General features: G+C 73.0%; 14 protein-coding genes. 11 read left to right on the top strand and 3 right to left on the bottom strand.

Annotated elements, in window-relative coordinates:
* The first annotated feature begins 23 nt into the window (after positions 1-23).
* The 3 genes from EV376_RS02325 to EV376_RS02315 all read left to right on the top strand — a co-directional run bounded on the left by EV376_RS02325 (position 24) and on the right by EV376_RS02315 (position 4,333).
* Positions 24-1,025 (top strand): VldE C-terminal domain-containing protein, encoded by a 1,002-nt coding sequence (locus tag EV376_RS02325; protein ID WP_130320506.1) that lies wholly within the window; start codon positions 24-26, stop codon positions 1,023-1,025.
* A 36-nt stretch (positions 1,026-1,061) separates the two neighbouring features.
* Complete coding sequence (locus tag EV376_RS02320; protein ID WP_130320505.1) at positions 1,062-2,615, top strand: fused MFS/spermidine synthase; 1,554 nt, start codon at positions 1,062-1,064, stop codon at positions 2,613-2,615.
* A 71-nt stretch (positions 2,616-2,686) separates the two neighbouring features.
* Positions 2,687-4,333: a serine/threonine-protein kinase gene (locus EV376_RS02315; RefSeq protein ID WP_130320504.1), complete on the top strand. Its 1,647-nt coding sequence runs from the start codon at positions 2,687-2,689 to the stop codon at positions 4,331-4,333.
* A gap of 11 nt (positions 4,334-4,344) precedes the next feature.
* On the opposite strand, the gene EV376_RS02310 is transcribed toward EV376_RS02315, so the two are convergent.
* Together EV376_RS02310 and EV376_RS02305 are read right to left on the bottom strand one after the other, a co-directional pair.
* The gene (locus EV376_RS02310) at positions 4,345-5,013 is read right to left on the bottom strand and encodes a potassium channel family protein (protein ID WP_130320503.1); all 669 of its coding nucleotides are present in this window, start codon (positions 5,011-5,013) and stop codon (positions 4,345-4,347) included.
* Positions 5,003-6,337, bottom strand: a complete 1,335-nt coding sequence (locus EV376_RS02305; RefSeq protein WP_130320502.1) for a potassium transporter TrkG — start codon at positions 6,335-6,337, stop codon at positions 5,003-5,005. The genes EV376_RS02310 and EV376_RS02305 overlap by 11 nt, the downstream gene beginning before the upstream one ends.
* A 1,608-nt stretch (positions 6,338-7,945) precedes the next feature.
* Between EV376_RS02305 and EV376_RS02300 the strand changes: the two genes are divergently transcribed.
* From EV376_RS02300 to EV376_RS02275, 6 genes are all read left to right on the top strand, one after another.
* Positions 7,946-9,151: a substrate-binding domain-containing protein gene (locus tag EV376_RS02300; RefSeq protein WP_130320501.1), complete on the top strand. Its 1,206-nt coding sequence runs from the start codon at positions 7,946-7,948 to the stop codon at positions 9,149-9,151.
* A gap of 5 nt (positions 9,152-9,156) precedes the next feature.
* On the top strand, positions 9,157-9,900 hold the full coding sequence (locus EV376_RS02295) for an ABC transporter ATP-binding protein (protein ID WP_130320500.1): 744 nt from the start codon (positions 9,157-9,159) through the stop codon (positions 9,898-9,900).
* Complete coding sequence (locus EV376_RS02290; protein ID WP_130320499.1) at positions 9,897-10,625, top strand: branched-chain amino acid ABC transporter ATP-binding protein; 729 nt, start codon at positions 9,897-9,899, stop codon at positions 10,623-10,625. The genes EV376_RS02295 and EV376_RS02290 overlap by 4 nt, the downstream gene beginning before the upstream one ends.
* Entirely contained in the window at positions 10,625-11,515 is an 891-nt protein-coding gene (locus tag EV376_RS02285; protein ID WP_130320498.1) for a branched-chain amino acid ABC transporter permease, read from the top strand. Before EV376_RS02290 ends, EV376_RS02285 begins: the two co-directional genes overlap by 1 nt.
* Positions 11,512-12,630: a branched-chain amino acid ABC transporter permease gene (locus EV376_RS02280; protein WP_130320497.1), complete on the top strand. Its 1,119-nt coding sequence runs from the start codon at positions 11,512-11,514 to the stop codon at positions 12,628-12,630. Before EV376_RS02285 ends, EV376_RS02280 begins: the two co-directional genes overlap by 4 nt.
* A 128-nt stretch (positions 12,631-12,758) precedes the next feature.
* Positions 12,759-13,505, top strand: a complete 747-nt coding sequence (locus EV376_RS02275) for an SDR family oxidoreductase (RefSeq protein WP_130320496.1) — start codon at positions 12,759-12,761, stop codon at positions 13,503-13,505.
* Between the two features lie 49 nt (positions 13,506-13,554).
* Here the strand turns inward: EV376_RS02275 and EV376_RS02270 are convergent, their stop codons facing one another.
* A complete protein-coding gene (locus tag EV376_RS02270; protein WP_130320495.1) occupies positions 13,555-14,349 on the bottom strand; it encodes a hypothetical protein in 795 nt (264 codons plus the stop codon).
* A gap of 150 nt (positions 14,350-14,499) precedes the next feature.
* Here EV376_RS02270 and EV376_RS02265 point away from each other — a divergent pair, with 150 nt between their 5' ends.
* Complete coding sequence (locus tag EV376_RS02265; protein WP_130320494.1) at positions 14,500-16,653, top strand: DEAD/DEAH box helicase; 2,154 nt, start codon at positions 14,500-14,502, stop codon at positions 16,651-16,653.
* Positions 16,654-16,852: 199 nt separating this feature from the next.
* Entirely contained in the window at positions 16,853-17,800 is a 948-nt protein-coding gene (locus EV376_RS02260; protein ID WP_130320493.1) for a hypothetical protein, read from the top strand.
* Positions 17,801-17,803: the final 3 nt, after the last annotated feature.

The following is a 17,803-nucleotide window of genomic DNA, read 5'->3' as shown; positions in this document are numbered from 1 at the left end:
GGCGGATGACGGAAGGATGCACCGTGCGTTCGACCCTGCCCCGCGGGCGTCGCGGCCCGCTGATCGCCCTTCTCGCCGCCGTGGCGGTTCTCCTCGGTGCCGCGCCCGCGTACGCGGAGCCCAACGAGGGCGGCACCAAGAAGCTGCGGGACGCGCTGACGGCCGCCGCCAAGGCGCACATCGAGGCGACCGCCAAGCTGGACAACTCCAAGCGCCGGCAGAAGGCGTTGAACGCGGAGCTGACCGCCATCGAGGTACGCATGGTGAGCCTGACCGCCCAGGTCGGCGAGGTGGCCGCGCAGTCGTACCGGCTGGGTCGGCTCACCCCGGCGGCGATGCTGCTGGAGAGCCGGTCACCGGACGTGTTCCTGGAGCGGGTGGCGAGCCTGGACACGATGGCCCAGATGGACGGCCGGAAGGTCCGTCAGCTGACCGAGGCCCGGCAGGCGGCGAGCGAGGCCAAGATCGCGCTCGACGTCGAGGTGCGCGAGCAGCAGAAGCAGGTCGCCGTGCTGGCGAAGAACAAGAAGGCGGCCGAGGCCGCGCTCGCCGCGGTCAGCTCGGGCGGCGGCTCCGGGTTCGGCAACCTGGCGGCCAGCGCCAAGCCGGCACCGCGCAACGCGGACGGCTCCTGGCCCTCGGAGTCCTGCTCGGTGGACGACCCGACCACCTCGGGCTGCATCTCGCCGCGGACGTTCCACATGCTCAAGCAGTCGCAGGCGGCCGGCTTCAAGCGGCACGTCTCCTGCTTCCGCAGCGGCGGTGGCGGCGAGCATCCGAAGGGGAAGGCCTGCGACTTCTCGGCCGCGCCGGGCGGGTTCGAGAACGTGTCGGCGACCGGCGGGGACAAGGCGTACGGCGACAGGCTGGCGGCGTACCTGAAGAGCAACGCCAGCCGGCTCGGCGTGATGTACGTGATCTGGTATCGGCAGATCTGGATGCCGAACACCGGTTGGCGCGCGTACAGCGGTGGCGGCAGTCCCGCCGCCGACCACACAAACCATGTTCACGTTTCGATGTACTGACCCGTCCGGTCGGCTTCGCTGCGTACCATCGCGCGGGTGAACCCTGCATCGTCCGACGTCACGGTCCCGCCGGCCCGGCCCGCGCCGGTGTCCGGCCGGGCCCTGCCCAACGGGCTCGCCGCGTTCCTGGTCTTCTTCTCCAGCGGCGCGGTCCTGGTGCTGGAGACCGCCGCGCTGCGCCTGGTCGGCCCGTACGTCGGGGTGACCCTCCAGGTGACCAGCTCGGTCATCGGCATCGCGCTGGCCGCCATCGCGTACGGGGCGTGGGCCGGCGGGTGGCTGGCCGACCGCCGCGACCCGCGCACCCTGCTGGCTCCGGCCCTGGTGCTGGCCGGCATCGCCACGGCGGTGACGCTGCCCGCCGTCCGGTACGCCGGTGAGGTGCTGCGCGGTGGGGCGGCGTCCGCGATCCTCCTGCTCGTCGCGCTGGCCGTGTTCGTCCCGGCGATGTTGCTGTCGGCGGTCACCCCGATGGTGGTCAAGCTGCAGCTCGCCGACCTGCGCCGCACCGGGCAGGTGGTCGGCCGGCTCTCCTCGATCGGCACACTCGGCGCGGTCACCGCCACCCTGGTCACCGGGTTCGTGCTGGTGGCCTCCCTGCCCAGCACGGTGATCCTGCTCGGCCTGGCGGTTTCCCTCGGCGTCACCGGCCTGGCCCTCGGCGTGTGGCTGCGCCGGGGTGCCGGCGCCCAGCTGACCGGCCCGGCCCGGGTCAGCGCGTCCCTGGCGGTGCTCGGGCTGCTCGGCGCCGGCCTGACCGCCGTCGCGCCGAACCCGTGCGACATCGAGACCGCCTACCACTGTGCCCGGATCGAGACCGACCCGGGCCGGGAGAGCGGACGCACCCTGCTGCTCAACTCGGCGGAGCACTCGTACGTGGACCTGGCCGACCCGACCCATCTGGAGTACGCGTACACCAAGTGGATCGGCGCGGTCGCCGACGTGGCGGCGCCGGCCGGGCGGCGGTTGGACGCGCTGCACCTCGGCGGGGGTGGGTTCACCGTGCCCCGGTACCTCACCGCCACCCGGCCGGGCACCGACAACGTGGTGTTCGAGATCGACGGTGGGCTGGTCGAGCTGGGCGAGGAGAAGCTCGGCGTACGCCAGGGGCCGGACCTGCGCGCGGTGGTGGGCGACGCGCGGATGCTGGTCGCCGACGAGCCGTCGGACAGCCGCGACCTGGTGGTGGGGGACGCCTTCGGGCACCTCGTGGTGCCCTGGCACCTGGCCACCCGCGAGATGGCCGCCGAGATCCGCCGGGTCACCCGCCCCGGCGGCGTGTACGTGCAGAACGTCATCGACTACCCGCCGATGCGGTTCATCCGCAGCGAGCTGGCCACGGTGGCCGCGGAGTTCGGGCACGTCGCCCTGGTCGCCCCGCCCGCCGCGCTCGCCGGTGAGCAGGGCTCCAACTTCCTGATCATCGCCTCGGACGCGCCACTGCCGCTGGACGCCGTCCGCGGCCGGCTCGACCAGGTGGACCCGGGGGTCACCCTGCTCAGCGACGAGGCGCTGGCGGAGTTCGTCGCCGACGCGCTGGTGCTGACCGACGACTACGCCCCGACGGACCAGCTGCTCGCGACCGCCTGATCGGGTGACATCGCGCGCCGAATCCGATCCGAAAGGTGTAGCCCGGCCGGTCTGGGGCAACAACGATCCCCATGGGTGGAGGGGTCCGTGACGGCACGCAACTGCTCGGTGACCGGTACCGGCTGATCGAACAGCTCGGTGCGGGCGGCATGTCTGTGGTCTGGCGGGGCTACGACGAGGTGCTCGGCCGCCAGGTGGCGGTGAAGGTCCTCGCCTCCCGGCTGGCCAGCGACCGCGCCTTCCGGCACCGGATCCGCGTCGAGGCCCAGGCCGCGGCGCGGCTCTGCCACCCCAACATCACCAACGTGTACGACTACGGCGAGTCCGAGCAGGTCGGGCTCACAGTGCCGTACGTCGTCATGGAGCTGATCGACGGCGAGTCGCTGACCGGGCGGCTGCGGCGCGGGAAGCTGCCCTGGCGGGACGCGGTGACGATCGGCGCGGAGGTGGCCTCGGCGTTGGCCACCGCGCACTCGCGGGGTGTGGTGCACCGGGACGTGACCCCGGGCAACGTCATGCTGACCGCGACGGGCGTGAAGGTGGTCGACTTCGGCATCTCGGCGCTGGTGGGGGAGAAGGAGAAGGGCCCGGACGGCGCGCTGCTCGGCACGCCCGCGTACCTCGCGCCGGAGCGGCTGGACAACGGCGAGGTCTCGCCCGCCACCGACGTGTACGCGGTGGGCCTGCTCCTCTATCGCATGCTCACCGGGCGGCTGCCCTGGCAGGCCGACACCACCACGCAGATGCTGCGCGCCCACATGTACAACGACCCGGACCCGATGCCGCCGGTTCCGGGGCTTCCCGAGGGTGTGGCCGGGCTGGTGCGCCGCTGCCTCGCGAAGCGCCCCGACGACCGGCCGGCCACCGCCGAGGTCGCGCGTACGCTCGCCGCGGCCGCGGGGATGATCGCGGCGCTGCCGGTGTCGCCGGGCCCGGGCGGCGACGACCCGACGACGGTGGCGAATCTCGGTACCACGATCCTGCCGTGGTCGACGGCGACCGACGCGCTGCCCTTCTCCCGGACCCGTAACCGCCGGACGGTGGCCCGCCGCCGCCGGGTGGAGGCCGGAGTTGCCGCCGCCGGGCTGGTCGCGGTGACGGCCGCGATGTGGGGGGTGACCGCCCGCAGTCCGGCCAGCGGTGGCATCGACCGGCCGACCGAGGCGCGGATGGGCGCGGAGGAGAAGATCTCCTGCACCGTCGCGTACGCGCTGCGCACCGACTCCGGCAAGGACTTCTCGGCCGAGGTGAAGGTCACCAACACCGGCCGCCGGGAGCTGCGTGACTGGCAGCTCACCTTCGCGTTCCCCGGCCAGCAGACGGTGACGAAGGCGGCCCCGGTACCGGTCCGCCAGGAGGGCCGGACGGTACGCCTCCAGCCGCCGCCCGGAGCGGCCGCGTTGGCGCCCGGCGGCACCGGGACGTTCACGCTGAACGGGCGGTACACCGGGGTCAACCCGCTGCCGGTGGAGTTCCGCATCGCCGACCAGCGGTGCGGGGTCCAGGTGAGCGGGGTGGCCGGTACGGCGCCGAGCACCGCGCCCGCCACGAAGCCGCCCGCCACGAAGCCGCCCGCCAAGAAGGCCCCGCCGAAGAAGGCCAGCTCGGCCCGGGGCAAGGGGCCGGCACCGAAGGCCAAGAAGGACGACGACGGCAAGGGGAAGGGCAAGGGTGGTGGAAAAAAAGAGGGGGGAAGCCGCGAGGACGATGACGGCTGAGCGCCGGGCGTTCAGCTGAGCCCGGCGAACCGCTGCACGTTCTCGATGCTGCCCTCCACGATCAGCATGCTCCCCGGCACCGTCACGGTGTCGTCGGTCGCGTACCGGAACTGTTCGTCCGGCAGCCGGACCCCGACCACCCGGACGCCGTAGCGGTCGGCCGGTTGCAACTCGGCGAGCGGTTGCCCGGTCATGCTCGGCGGGGCGAGCACCTTGGCGATGGCGAAGTCGTCGCCGAACTCGATGAAGTCGAGCATCTTGCTGACGATCAGGTGGGCCACCCGCTCGCCGGACTCCCGTTCCGGGAAGATCACGTGGTGGGCGCCGACGGATGACAGGATCTTGGCGTGTTTGCTCGACGTCGCCCGGGCCCAGATCTGCGGCACGCCCAGTTCGACCAGCGACAGCACGGTGAGCACGCTGGCCTCCACCGAGTCGCCGATCGCCACCACCGCGCGCTCGGTGTCGGCGACCCCGAGTTGCTGCAGGACACCTTCCTGGGTGGCGTCCGCCTGTACGACCCGGTCGAGCTGGGCCGACCAGCGCTGCACCGGAGCGGCGTCCCGGTCGATCGCGAGCACCTGATGGTTCTGCCGGATCAGCGATTCGGCCAGGTGGGATCCGAACCGGCCCAGCCCGATCACGACGATGCCGCTGCGTTCCTCGCTCCTAGCCGACAATGGGTTGCTCCTCGGGGTATCGGTAGAGCCGCCGTCGGGTGTTCAGGGCGAGCGCCGACCCGAGGGTCAGCGGCCCGACGCGGCCGATGTACATGAGGACGACGAGCGCGAGCTGCGCGCTGTCGGGCAGGTTGGCCGCGACGCCGAGGGACAGCCCGGTGGTGGTGAAGGCGGAGGTCACCTCGAACAGCGCCGCGTGGTAGGGGATGCCCTCGGTCAGCAGGATCAGCGTGACCGTGCCGGCGACGACCAGCGCGACCCCGAGCAGCGCCACCGTGATGGCCTGACGCTGGCTTGCGGTGGCCACCCGGCGGTGCCCGATCGTGACGTCCGGCTCGCCGCGCACCTCCGCCCAGATGACGAAGGCGAGCAGGAAGAAGGTGCTCACCTTGATGCCGCCGGCGGTGCTGGCGCTGCCGCCACCGATGAACATCAACGCGATGATCATCGGCACGCTCTCCTCGTCGAGCGCCTCGATGTTGACCACGTTGAAGCCGCCGGTGCGGATGAACGCGTTCTGGGTGAACGCGATGAGGACCTTCTCCGGCCAGGAGTGGATGCCGAGCGTCCAGGGGTTGGACCACTCGGCGGTCAGCAGGGCGAGGAAGCCGAGCAGCAGCAGCGCCACACTGCCCCAGATGGTGAGTTTGGTGGCGACCGCCCAGCCGGTCGGATGCCGCCACTCGCGGACGGCCTCGAAGAGTGCCGGAAAGCCGAGGCCGCCGACGATCGCCCCGAGCGCGAGGGGCAGGGTCAGCCAGGCGTCGTCCGAGAAGCCGATCAGGTTGTCGGTGTAGAGGGCGAAGCCGCCGTTGTTGAAGGCCTGGACGGAGTGGAAGACGCTGCTCCACAGCGCCCGGCCGATCGGGTAGTCGTAGCGGCCCCACAGCCGCAGGGTGAGAATCGCGGTGATGACCGCCTCGCAGGCCAGCGAGGTGGCGGCGATCCGTAACAGCAGGCGCCGGATGTCACCCAGACCGAACTCGGCGGTCTCGGCCTGCACGAGCAGCCGGTTGCGCAGCCCGAGCCGGTGGGCCACCGCCAGGATGACCAGGGTCGCGCCGCTGAGGATGCCGAGCCCGCCGATCTGGGTGAGCACGGTGATCATCGCCAGCCCGAACTCGGTCCAGTAGTTCGGGGTGTCCACCACGGCCATGCCGGTCACCGAAATGGCTGAGGTCGCGGTGAAGAACGCGGTCATGAACGGCGTGTACCGCTGCTGACTCGTCGCCCACGGCAGCATGAGCACGACGGTGCCGATCAGGATCGCCACGGCGAACCCGATCGGCACCAGCCGGACGGGGCGACGCATCAGCCAACGCACCAGACAATCTTCCGTTTTCGGTCACCCGGTGGAGGTGGAAACGGCATCCGTCTCGCCTTCCCTGACCCGGAAGGGCGGGCGGCGCGACGCCGGCGGCGAGTCGGCCAGTCATGGGCTTTGGGGCTGATGTCCCCGATGGATCGCGATCGCCCCCGAGCCAGCTCGCGCCGGTTCGTACGCCATCGGGTCTCCTGTGACGCCCGCCTCGACGGCGCCGGCCGCCGCGCCCGCCCGGCCGAGCACGACGGCTCCCGCACCTCGCCGGGGGCCGGCCGCGACGGCCTCCACACCCCCGGCCGGGGCCGACCGCGAGGCCCCCCGCACGCCGCTGGGGTCGACCGCGACGGCCCCTGCGCCCGTTCGGCCGACCGCGACGGCTGCTGCACCTGTGCGGGTCGACCGCGAGGTCTCGTGCGCCCGGCGCGATCGGCTGCGAGGGCTCCTGCGCCCGTTCGGCCGACCGCGACGGCTGCTGCACCTGTGCGGGTCGACCGCGAGGGCTCGTGCGCCCGGCGCGATCGGCTGCGAGGGCTCCTGCACCCGTTCGGCCGACCGCGACGGCTGCTGCACCTGTGCGGGTCGACCGCGAGGTCTCGTGCGCCCGGCGCGATCGGCTGCGAGGGCTCCTGCGCCCGTTCGGCCGACCGCGACGGCTGCTGCACCTGTGCGGGTCGACCGCGAGGGCTCGTGCGCCCGGCGCGATCGGCCGCGAGGGCTCCTGCACCCGTTCGGCCGACCGCGACGGCTGCTGCACCTGTGCGGGTCGACCGCGAGGTCTCGTGCGCCCGGCGCGATCGGCCGCGAGGGCTCCTGCACCCGTTCGGCCGACCGCGACGGCTGCTGCACCTGTGCGGGTCGACCGCGAGGTCTCGTGCGCCCGGCCTGATCGATCGCGAGGGCCTCTGTGGCCCGCCGATCGCGACTGCTTCTGCACCTCGGTGGGGCCGACCGCGACGGCCCCTGCACCCCGCCACGTCGGTGAGCGACTCGGTCAGCGCTGGGGGGACCGGGTGCGTCGCCGTCGCGATCACCGGCCGGTCCCGAGCACCGGATCTGCCGGATCGCGCCGCGATCCAGCTACGACATCAGCTCCAAAGCACCCCGAAGTGCACTGGCGTGGGCGGGAAGGTTTTGCCGGGGGCTGGCGGGCGGTGCCGCAGTGGCGGGTGCTCCGGGCGGCGGGACGGTTAGTGGCGGAGGCCCGCGACGGCGCGACGGTTAGTGGCGGGTGCTGCCTGGCAGCGAGACGGTTGCCGGGGCCGGGTCCGCCGGCTCCGCCCGGGGCGGGTGCGCGGGTGGCGGCCGACGTCCCGGGTCGGGCATCCGCGAGGTCGTCCGGTCGGGTGGGGCACGGTGACGGGACGGCTGGGGGCGTACGCCGGGAGGGGGAGGGTGGTGGCGGGGGGAGACACACGTGCGGGCCGCGCCGTGTCGGTCCCGGCCGTCGCCCCGGCCGGGCCGTCGCCGTCCGGACAGCGGCGTTGTAACGTACGGCCATCCACCCCCTGTTACTTGTGTGTTTCGGCCACATAGCCCGTGCGTGACGTCACTCTTAGCGTGAGCCGTCATATGAGTTCCCCCACCTCCGAGTCCCCACGTGGAGTCGCAATGACGGTCCGGACGACGCGGCGGGCGTTCCTCTCCGCCGCCACGATCATGGCCGCGGCGCTCGCCGCCACGGCCTGTGGCAGCCCGCAGGAAACCGCCTCCGGCGGCGGCGACAACGCCGCACCGGTCAAGGTTGGCCTGGTGTACTCCCAGTCGGGAGCGCTGGCCAGCTACGGAAAGCAGTACATCGAGGGGTTCAAGGCCGGCCTCGACTTCGCCACCAAGGGCACCAACAAGGTCGGTGACCGGGCCGTCGAGCTGACCGAGGTCGACGACGCCGGTGACCCGGCGAAGGCGGTCTCCGCGGCCAAGGACCTGATCGGCAAGGGACACAAGATCATCGCTGGCTCGACGGCCTCCGGCGTGGCCCTCCAGGTCGCACCCATCGCCGCGCAGAACAAGGTGCTGTTCATCTCCGGCCCGGCCGCCACGGACGGCGTGACCGGCGCGAACAAGTACACGTTCCGCTCCGGCCGGCAGTCGTACCAGGACGTGGTGACCGCGAAGTCGTTCATCGGCGACGCGGCCGGCAAGAAGGTGGTCGTCTTCGCGCAGGACGGCGCTTTCGGTGACGCCAACGAGGCGGCCGTGAAGGCGGTCATCGGCGGCGCCGGCGCCAGTGTCAGCAGCGTCCGGGCACCGGCCAGCGCGACCGAGTTCACCCCGTTCGCCAGCCAGATCAAGGCCGCCAAGCCGGACCTGCTCTTCGTGGCCTGGGCCGGCACCACCGCCCCCGCGATGTGGCAGACCCTCGACCAGCAGGGCGTGCTGACCTCCACCACGGTCGTCACCGGCCTGGACATCCGCGCCTCCTGGCCGACCTTCGGCGCGGCCGGCACCAAGATCTCGTTCCTGTCGCACTACTTCGACGGCGCCACCGACAACGAGGCGACCAAGGCCGCCAAGGCGAAGATTCCGGGCGGCACGCTCGACCTGTTCCACCCGGACGGCTTCCACGCCGCCCAGATGGTCGTCCGCGCCATCGAGGAGGGCGGTGACGACGTCGAGAAGATGATTACCGCTCTGGAGGGGTGGAGCTTCGAGGGCGTGAAGGGCCAGATGACCATCCGCAAGGAGGACCACGCCCTGCTCCAGCCGATGTTCCAGGCGAAGCTCGAGGGCAGCGGCCAGGCGTTCACCGCGACCGCCCAGAAGACGCTCACCGGTGACGAGAGCGCGCCGCCGGTCGTGGCGATGAAGGGCTGACGGAAATGCTCGCCACCCGCGGTCTGACCTGGCGGATCGGTGAGGTCGCCATCGTCGACAGCGTCTACCTCGATCTGGCGCCCGGGGAGTTCCTCGGGGTCATCGGGCCCAACGGCGCCGGCAAGACCTCACTGTTCAACCTGATCACCGGCCTGCGCCGGGCCACGGAAGGTCGGGTCACCCTCGACGGGCAGGACATCAGCGCCCTCCCGCCGTACAAGCGGGCCCGCCTCGGGCTTGGCCGTACCTTCCAGGCGTCCTCGGTCTTCGGCTCGCTCAGCGTGCGGGAGAACGTCCGGCTCGCCGTGCAGGCGTACCGCGGGGGCTCGATGAAGCTGTGGCGGCGGGCGGCGGCCGACCGGGAGGTCGCCGCCGCCGCCGACGCGGCGCTGGACCGCGTCGGCCTCGCCCACCGGGGCGCGGCGCTCGCCGGCACCCTCGCCCACGGCGAGAAACGCAAGTTGGAGATCGCCCTGCTGCTCGCCGGCGAGCCGCGCGTGATGCTGCTGGACGAGCCGATGGCCGGGGTCAGCGCCGAGGACGTGCCCGAGCTGGTGCAGGTGATCCGCTCCCTGACCGGCGACAGCGGCCGGTCGGTGCTGATGGTCGAGCACCACATGGACGTCATCCTGGAACTGGCCGACCGGATCGCCGTGATGCACCACGGCGCGCTGCTCGCCTGCGACACCCCGGAGACGGTCATGGCGAACCCGACCGTGCAGGAGGCATATCTGGGGGAGTCGCTGTGAGCGAGCCGGTACTCAGTGTCGAGGACCTGTCGGTCCGGATCTCCGGGCTGCACATCCTCCAGGGCGTGTCGTTCACGGTGGCCCCGACCGGCGTCACCGTGCTGCTCGGGCGCAACGGCGTCGGCAAGACCACCACGCTGCGCGCCATCGTCGGGCTCACTCCGCGCGCCGGTGAGGTGCGCGGCACCATCCGGATGGGCGCCCAGAGCCTCCTGGCCCGACCCACCCACCGGCTGGTCCGCGGCGGGCTGGGCTACGTGCCGGAGGACCGCTGCGTCTTCTCCGCCCTCACCGTCGCCGAGAACCTGCGGCTCGCCGAGCGGCGGGGCACCACCCCGGCGTACGACCGCGTGTATGCGCTCTTCCCCGAACTGGAGCGGCGCAGCCGGCAGCGGGCCGGTTCGCTCTCCGGTGGCCAGCAGCAGATGCTCGCGATCGGCCGGGTGCTCCTCAACGACAACCGGCTGCTGCTGATCGACGAGCCGACCAAGGGCCTCGCGCCGAAGGTGGTCACCGAGGTGGCCGAGGTGTTGGAGCGGGTGGCCGAATCGGTGCCGGTGCTGCTGGTCGAGCAGAACCTGGCGGTCGTACGGCGGCTGGCCCGGGACGCGGTGGTGCTCGCCGCCGGCCGGGTCGCCTGGGCCGGCGACGCCCAGGAACTCCTCTTGGCGACCGCGCTCACGAAGTCCCTGCTCGGCGTGGGTTCCGCGGAGGTGCACCACTGATGGACACGATCATCCTGTTGACGCTGACCGGCCTCGGCCTGGCGGCGCTCTACTTCCTGGTCGCCTCCGGCCTGTCCCTGGTCTTCGGTCTGGCCGACGTGCTCAACTTCGCGCACGGGCTGTTCCTCGGCGTCGGCGCGTACGCCACCTGGTGGGCGGCGGGCAACCTGCCCGGCGCCGGCGGGGACGGGTTCGGCTTCGTGGTCGCCGTGGCGTTCGGCGTCCTCGCCGGCACGCTCGTCGCGATCCTGGTCGAGCTGGTGCTGATCCGGCCGCTCTACTCGCGCACCATCGAGCAGGTCCTGGTCACCGTCGGTCTCTCCCTGGCCGGCGTGGCGCTGCTCCAGGCGACCTGGGGTGCCGACCCGCGTACCTTCCCCCGCCCGGAGTGGACCCGTCAGGTCACCAACGTGCTCGGGGCCCACGTGCCCAACGGTGGCCTGCTGCTGATCATCGCGGCGGTGCTGGTGCTCGGCGCGATCCTCGCCTTCCTCCAGTGGACCCGCTACGGCCTGATCATCCGGGCCGGGGTGGAGAACCGGGAGATGGTGACCGCGCTCGGCATCGACGTACGCAAGGCGTTCACGCTGGTCTTCGCGATCGGTGGGGCGGCCGCGGCGCTGGCCGGCGCGCTCGGGAGCGTCTACTTCGGCACGGTCTCGCCCGGGCAGGGCGGATCGCTGCTGATCTTCGCGTTCATCGTGGTGGTGATCGGCGGCATGGGCTCGGTCGTCGGGTCCGCGTACGCGGCCGTCGCGGTGGGGCTGCTGCAACAGTTCGTCAACTACTACGGCACCTCCGGGCTGGGCGACATCTGTGTGGTCGGGCTGCTCGCCGTGGTGCTGCTGCTGCGCCCGCAGGGCATCGCCGGAAAGGTGGCAACGGCATGACCGAGGTCAAGAGTCCCGAGGTTCCGGCACCTCCGGCGGCGGTACCCGACGAGCTGACGCCGGGCGACGGGCGGCTGCACCGGATCCGACCGTTCCTGCCGCTGGTCGCGCTGGCCGTGGCGCTGATGCTGCCGTACTCGACGCTGCACCTGCCGGGCATCTTCGAGGGCGCCCTGAACTCGCCGGGGACCCTGCAGCTGCTCGCCGTCTGCCTGGTGTTCGGCGGGCTCGCCGCCGGGTACGACCTGCTCTTCGGGCGGACCGGAATGCTCTCGTTCGGGCACGCCCTCTACTTCGCCGCCGGCGTGTACGGCACCGACATCCTCATCACCAAGGCCGGGCTGCCGCTGTGGCAGGCCGCGCTGTTCGCCATCAGCGGAGGGACCGTCCTCGCCGCGCTGATCGGCGCGGTGGCGCTGCGTACCGTCGGGATCGCCTTCGCCATGGTGACGCTGGCGTTCGCGCAGGTCGGCGCGATCCTGGTGGCCCGCGACTTCGGCGGGCTGACCGGCGGCGAGGAGGGCCTGCCGCTGGACGTCTCCGGGCTGCCGGCGGCGCTGGTCGGGGTGACGAACACGGTCAACCTGTACTGGCTGGCGCTGGCGTACCTGGTCGTCGTCGTGTTCGTGGTGCACCGGGTGAGCGGCTCGCCGACCGGGCGGGTCCTCGCCGGCCTGCGCGACGACGAGCGGCGGATCGGGGTGCTCGGCCTCGACCCGTACCGGTTCAAGCTGGTGGCGTTCACACTCGCCGGCGGGCTCGCGGCCGGCGGCGGGGTGGTCTACTGCCTGATCGTCGGCGGCGCCTCGCCGCACATCACCTCCACCGAGCTGACGCTGTCGCTGCTGGTCATGGTGGTGCTCGGCGGGCCCGGTACCCGTTGGGGCCCGGTGCTCGGCGGCATCCTCTACATGTACCTGGACCACCGGCTGGTCGCCTTCGGCACCAGCGACGCGGTGGACGCCCTGCCGGCGTTCCTGAGCCGCCCGCTGTCCCAGCCGCTGTTCGTGCTGGGCACGGTGTTCATCCTGGCCGTGTACTTCTTCCCCGGCGGCGTGGCCAGCCTGGCCCCCCGCCTGGCCCTCCTGCGCCGCTCTCTCCGTACCCGCCGCTGACCGCAGACGGCTGACCGGCAACGCATGCGGCACCACCCCGCCGATCATGAAGTTATAGTCGCGACACGCCGTGCGCGAGAGCGATAACTTCATGATCGGCGGGGTTCCGAGGTTGGGAGGACGGCACCATGGGCGATCGGGTCGCGGTGGTGAGCGGTGGTGGGACCGGGATCGGGGCGGCCATCGCCCGGGTGCTCGCCGTGGACGGATTCGACGTGCTGGTCGTGGGACGGCGGGAGGAAGTGCTGCGGGCGGCGGCGGACCGCATCTCCTGGGATCTCGCCCGGCCGGGCGCGGTGGCGCCGGTCGTCGCCGACCTGACCGATCCGGAGCAGGTGTCCCGGGTGGTCGAGGCGGTCGGGGACCGGCCGGTGGACGCCGTGGTCAACAACGCCGGCGGCTACCTCGGCGGGGACAACGGCACGCTCGCCGGGGTCGCCGCGCACTGGCGGGCCAACCTCGACGCGAACGTGCTCACCGCCGTGCTCCTCACCGAGGCGCTCCGCCCGCGGCTGCGCCGCCCCGGCGGGCGGGTGATCCTGCTCAGCTCGATCGCCGCGCAGCGTGGCGGCGGCGGGCCGTACTCGGCGGCGAAGGCCGCGCTGCACGGCTGGGCGTACGACCTGGCCGCGGAGCTCGGCCCGGAGGGGATCACGGTCAACGTGGTCAGCCCCGGGTACGTCACCGACACCGAGTTCTTCGGTGACCGGATGACGCCCGAGGGGCACGCCAAGCGGGTGGCGGCCACCCTGGTCGGGCGGGCCGGCACCCCGGACGACATCGCGGCGGCGGTCCGCTACCTCGCCGGCCCGGCCGCTGGCTACGTCACCGGCCAGGTCCTCGGCGTCAACGGCGGGTCCGTTCTGGGCCGCTGAACCCGGAGACGCGCGAGGTCGCTGCCGCCCGTTCGGCCGTGCCCGTGCGTCAGCTGGTGAACAACTCGTACGCCGACGCCGGTGCCGCCTGGGCATCCTCCGGTGCGACGATCGCCGGCGCCTTGCCGAAGTCGTGGTACTTCACGACGTACTTCATCGCCTTCTGCTTCCCGGCGGCCGGGATGTCGAGGGTCAGCGAGGCGAGGTTGCCGTCCGCCCCGACCGCCGCGCTGAACGGCACGGCCTTGGCGGCGTCGCCGAGCGCCGCGACGTCGATGCTCTCCAGGGCGTCGACCGCGTCCTTGCCGGTGATGTCGACCGTCCCGGTGTACGTCCCGTCGGCCTGCTTGGCCACGCTGGTGGCGGTGGCGATGATCGGGCCGGCGTTGCCCGGGTCCGCGCCCTCGTACCCCGGCACGCTCGCCGCGTCGCCGAGCTTCGCCCGGTCCAGTTCCATCCAGGTCTTCGGCAGCTTGAGGAGCTCGTGCAGCTCCTCGGCGCCGCTGAAGTCCACCTTCACCCAGGACCGCTCGTCGATGACCCGGAACGACATCTCCATCGTGAAGCCGGCCTCGGCGTCCTTCTCGGTGACGGTCAGCTCGATGCCCTTGCTGGTGGGATCCACCGAACCGTTGACGGTGCCGTTCGCGTCCGTGCCGCTGAACAGGAACGCCGGATCCTTCTCGTCCGGCACGGCGGCCAGCAGGTCGGCCTTCGGGTCCGGCGGGGCCGAGCCCCCGTCCGTGCCGGTGCACCCGGTCAGCAGGGCTGCGGCCGCCAGCACGGCCGTCACTGCGGTGCCGGCCCGGCGGGCCGGTGCGGCGGTACCGGTTCGCTGCGTCATCAGATGATCTCTCTCTCGTGCAGGACGGTTGCCAGGGCCGATACTGGCACGCCGGGGCTGCCGGACCGCTGCCGGCCGTCGGACACGAGCCCCGGCAGCAGGACCCGACGTGGCCGGCCGATGCTGGACCGACGCTGGTAGAAATGCCGGATGGGCCAGGATCGGACGGCGGTACGCGAGCGGGCCGAGGCGGTGCTGCGGCGGTTGGCCGGCGAGCACGCGCGGCTCCGCGACGACCAGTGGCGGGCCATCGAGGCGCTGGTCGTCGACCGGCGGCGGGTGCTCTGCGTACAGCGCACCGGCTGGGGCAAGTCGGCGGTCTACTTCGTGGCGACCGCGCTGCTGCGGGAGTCCGGCGGGCCCGGCCCGACGGTGATCGTGTCGCCGTTGCTGGCGCTGATGCGCAACCAGGTCGACTCCGCCGCCCGGGCCGGCATCCGGGCCCGCACCATCAACTCGGCCAACCTCGACGAGTGGGACGAGATCACCGGTGAGATCCACGCCGGGGCGGTCGACGTCCTCCTGATCAGTCCGGAGCGGCTCAACAACCCGGACTTCCGCGACACGGTCCTGCCCCAACTCGCGGCCACCACCGGGCTGCTCGTGGTCGACGAGGCGCACTGTGTCTCGGACTGGGGGCACGACTTCCGTCCCGACTACCGCCGCTTGCGGACGTTCCTCGGCAACCTGCCGCCGGGCACGCCGGTGCTCGCCACCACGGCCACCGCCAACGCCCGGGTCACCCAGGACGTCGCCGACCAGCTCGGCGACGTCGGGCCTGCGTCGACGTCGCAACCCGGGACGTCGGCGCAGGCCCTCGTCCTGCGGGGCAGCCTGGACCGCGAGTCGCTGCGACTCGGGGTGGTCGACCTGCCCGGCCCGGCGCACCGGCTGGCCTGGCTCGCCGATCACCTCGACGAGCTGCCCGGCTCCGGCATCGTCTACACGCTGACCGTCGCGGCGGCGGGCGAGACCGCCGAGTTCCTGCGCTCGCGGGGCTACGCCGTCGCCTCGTACACCGGGCAGGCGGAGGACGCGGACCGCCGCGCCGCCGAGCAGGACCTGCTCGACAACAAGATCAAGGCGCTGGTCGCCACCAGCGCCCTGGGGATGGGCTTCGACAAGCCCGACCTCGGCTTCGTGGTGCACCTCGGCGCGCCGCCCTCACCCATCGCGTACTATCAGCAGGTCGGCCGCGCCGGCCGCGCCGTCGCGCACGCCGAGGTGCTGCTCCTGCCCGGCGCCGAGGACGCCGCCATCTGGCGATACTTCGCCTCGCTCGCGTTCCCGCCCGAGGAGCAGGTGCGGTCGGTGCTGGCCGCCCTGCCCACCGACCGCCCGCTCTCCACCCAGGCTCTGGAACCGCTCGTGGACCTGCGCCGGGCCCGGCTTGAGCTGATGCTCAAGGTATTGGACGTCGACGGTGCGGTCCGCCGGGTGCGCGGCGGGTGGGTGGCCACCGGCGAGCCGTGGACCTACGACGAGGCCCGGTTGCGGCGCGTCGCGGCCGCCCGCACCGCCGAGCAACAGGCGATGCGGGAGTACGCGACCACGCCGGGCTGCCGCTTGCGCTACCTACGCGAGTGCCTGGACGACGCCAGTGCGGCCGACTGCGGCCGGTGCGACCGGTGCGCCGGCCCGATCTTCGGCATCGAGGTCTCGGACGCCGCCCTGCGGGCAGCGCAGACCTTCCTCGGCCGCCCCGGTGTCGAGATCCCGCCGAAGAAGCTCTGGCCGACGGGCCTGGAGACGGTGGGCGTACCCCTGAAGGGGCGCATCGCGCCCGCCGAGCAGGCGTTGCCCGGCCGGGCCGTCGGTCGCCTGTCCGACCTCGGCTGGGGCGGGCGGCTACGCGAGCTGGTCGGGCCGGACGCGGCCGACGTCGACGTGCCGGACGACGTGGCCGCCGCCGTGGTCGAGGTGCTCAAGGCCTGGGCACACGGTGCCGACCCGTGGCCGCGCCGCCCGGTCGGGGTGGTCGCGGTCGGGTCGCGCCGCCGACCCCGGCTGGTCACCTCGCTCGCCGGGCGGATCGCCGCGGTGGGCCGGCTGCCGCTGCTCGGTGCCGCCGCCGTGTCGACCGCGGGTGGCCCGCGCGGCAACAGTGCCCAACGGGTACGCGCCCTGCACGGCGCGGTGACCCTGCCACCGGAGCTGACCGGCGCCCTCGGCGGACTGGACGGGCCGGTGCTGCTCGTCGACGACCTGGTCGACTCGGGCTGGACGATGACCGTGGTCGCCCGGGAACTGCGCCGGGCCGGCGCGCCCGACGTGCTGCCGCTCGCCCTGGCCGTCGCCGGCTGAGCCGGGCGTGGCTGCCTCGCCGCGGGGCGCCACCGCCGCGGACCGACCGGCGCGCTCCGCCCCGGGACGCGGGTCGCTGAGCTGCCCGTACCGTCGTCCGGGCGGCGCGGAAAGTTCCCGGGCGCGGCGGATTGCGACGGTCGCCACGCCCGGCCGGCACCCCCCGACCGCCCCGGCCGCCGGCGGTAGCGTGGGCGGCATGACCGAGCAGCCGCCCGACGCCGCGCGCGCCGAGCGTGTCTCCGCCGCGCCGGACCGGAGCACGCTCCGGCTGGCGCTGGTGGTCGGCGGGCTGGTCCTCGCCGTGCTGCTCGGGTTCGGGCTCGGGCGGATCAACGCCGGCCAGGCCACCACGGCGGTCGGCTACGACGGCCCGCTGGCCGACCACACCCACGCGCCCGGCACCGGTGCCCACGACCACGGCGCCGATCAGGGCATGGCGGCCCAGGCCACCGGGCTGTCGCTCAGCGCGGCCGGGTACACGATCGCGCCGTCGACCGTGGACTTCGCCGCCGGCCGGTCCGGCGAGCTGAGGTTCCAGATCCGGGACGCGCAGCGCCGGCCGGTGACCCGCTTCGCCGTGGTGCACGAGAAGCCGATGCACCTGATCGTGGTCCGTCGTGATCTCACCGGCTACCAGCATCTGCACCCGACGATGGCGGCCGACGGCACCTGGTCGGTGCCGCTGACGCTGCCGCGGCCGGGCGTCTGGCGGGCGTACGCCGACTTCACCGCGCTCGCCGACGACGGCCGGCAGACCGCGGTGACCCTGGGGACCGACCTCGTCGCGGCCGGCGACTACGAGCCGCGCGCCCTGCCGGCGGCGGCCACGACGACGACGGTGGGCGGGTTCGCCGTCGACTACCAGGGCACCCCGCAGGCGGGCCTGTCGGTGCCGTTGACCTTCCGGATCGCCGCCGACGGCGGCACCGCCGCGCTGGAGCGGTACCTCGGCGCGTACGGCCACCTGGTCGCGCTCCGGTCGGGCGACCTCGGCTACCTACATGTGCACCCGGAACCGGAGTTGGTCGACGGGGCGGTGCGGTTCTGGCTGACCGTTCCCGGTTCCGGCCGGTACCGCCTCTACCTGGACTTCCAGGTGGCCGGCGTGGTGCGGACCGCCGAGTTCACCGTCGACGTTCCCTGACCG

This window comes from Micromonospora sp. CNZ295 (genome assembly GCF_004217535.1).
The sequence above is the reverse complement of the archived record's forward strand: the minus strand, read 5'-3'. Positions and strand labels throughout refer to the sequence as shown.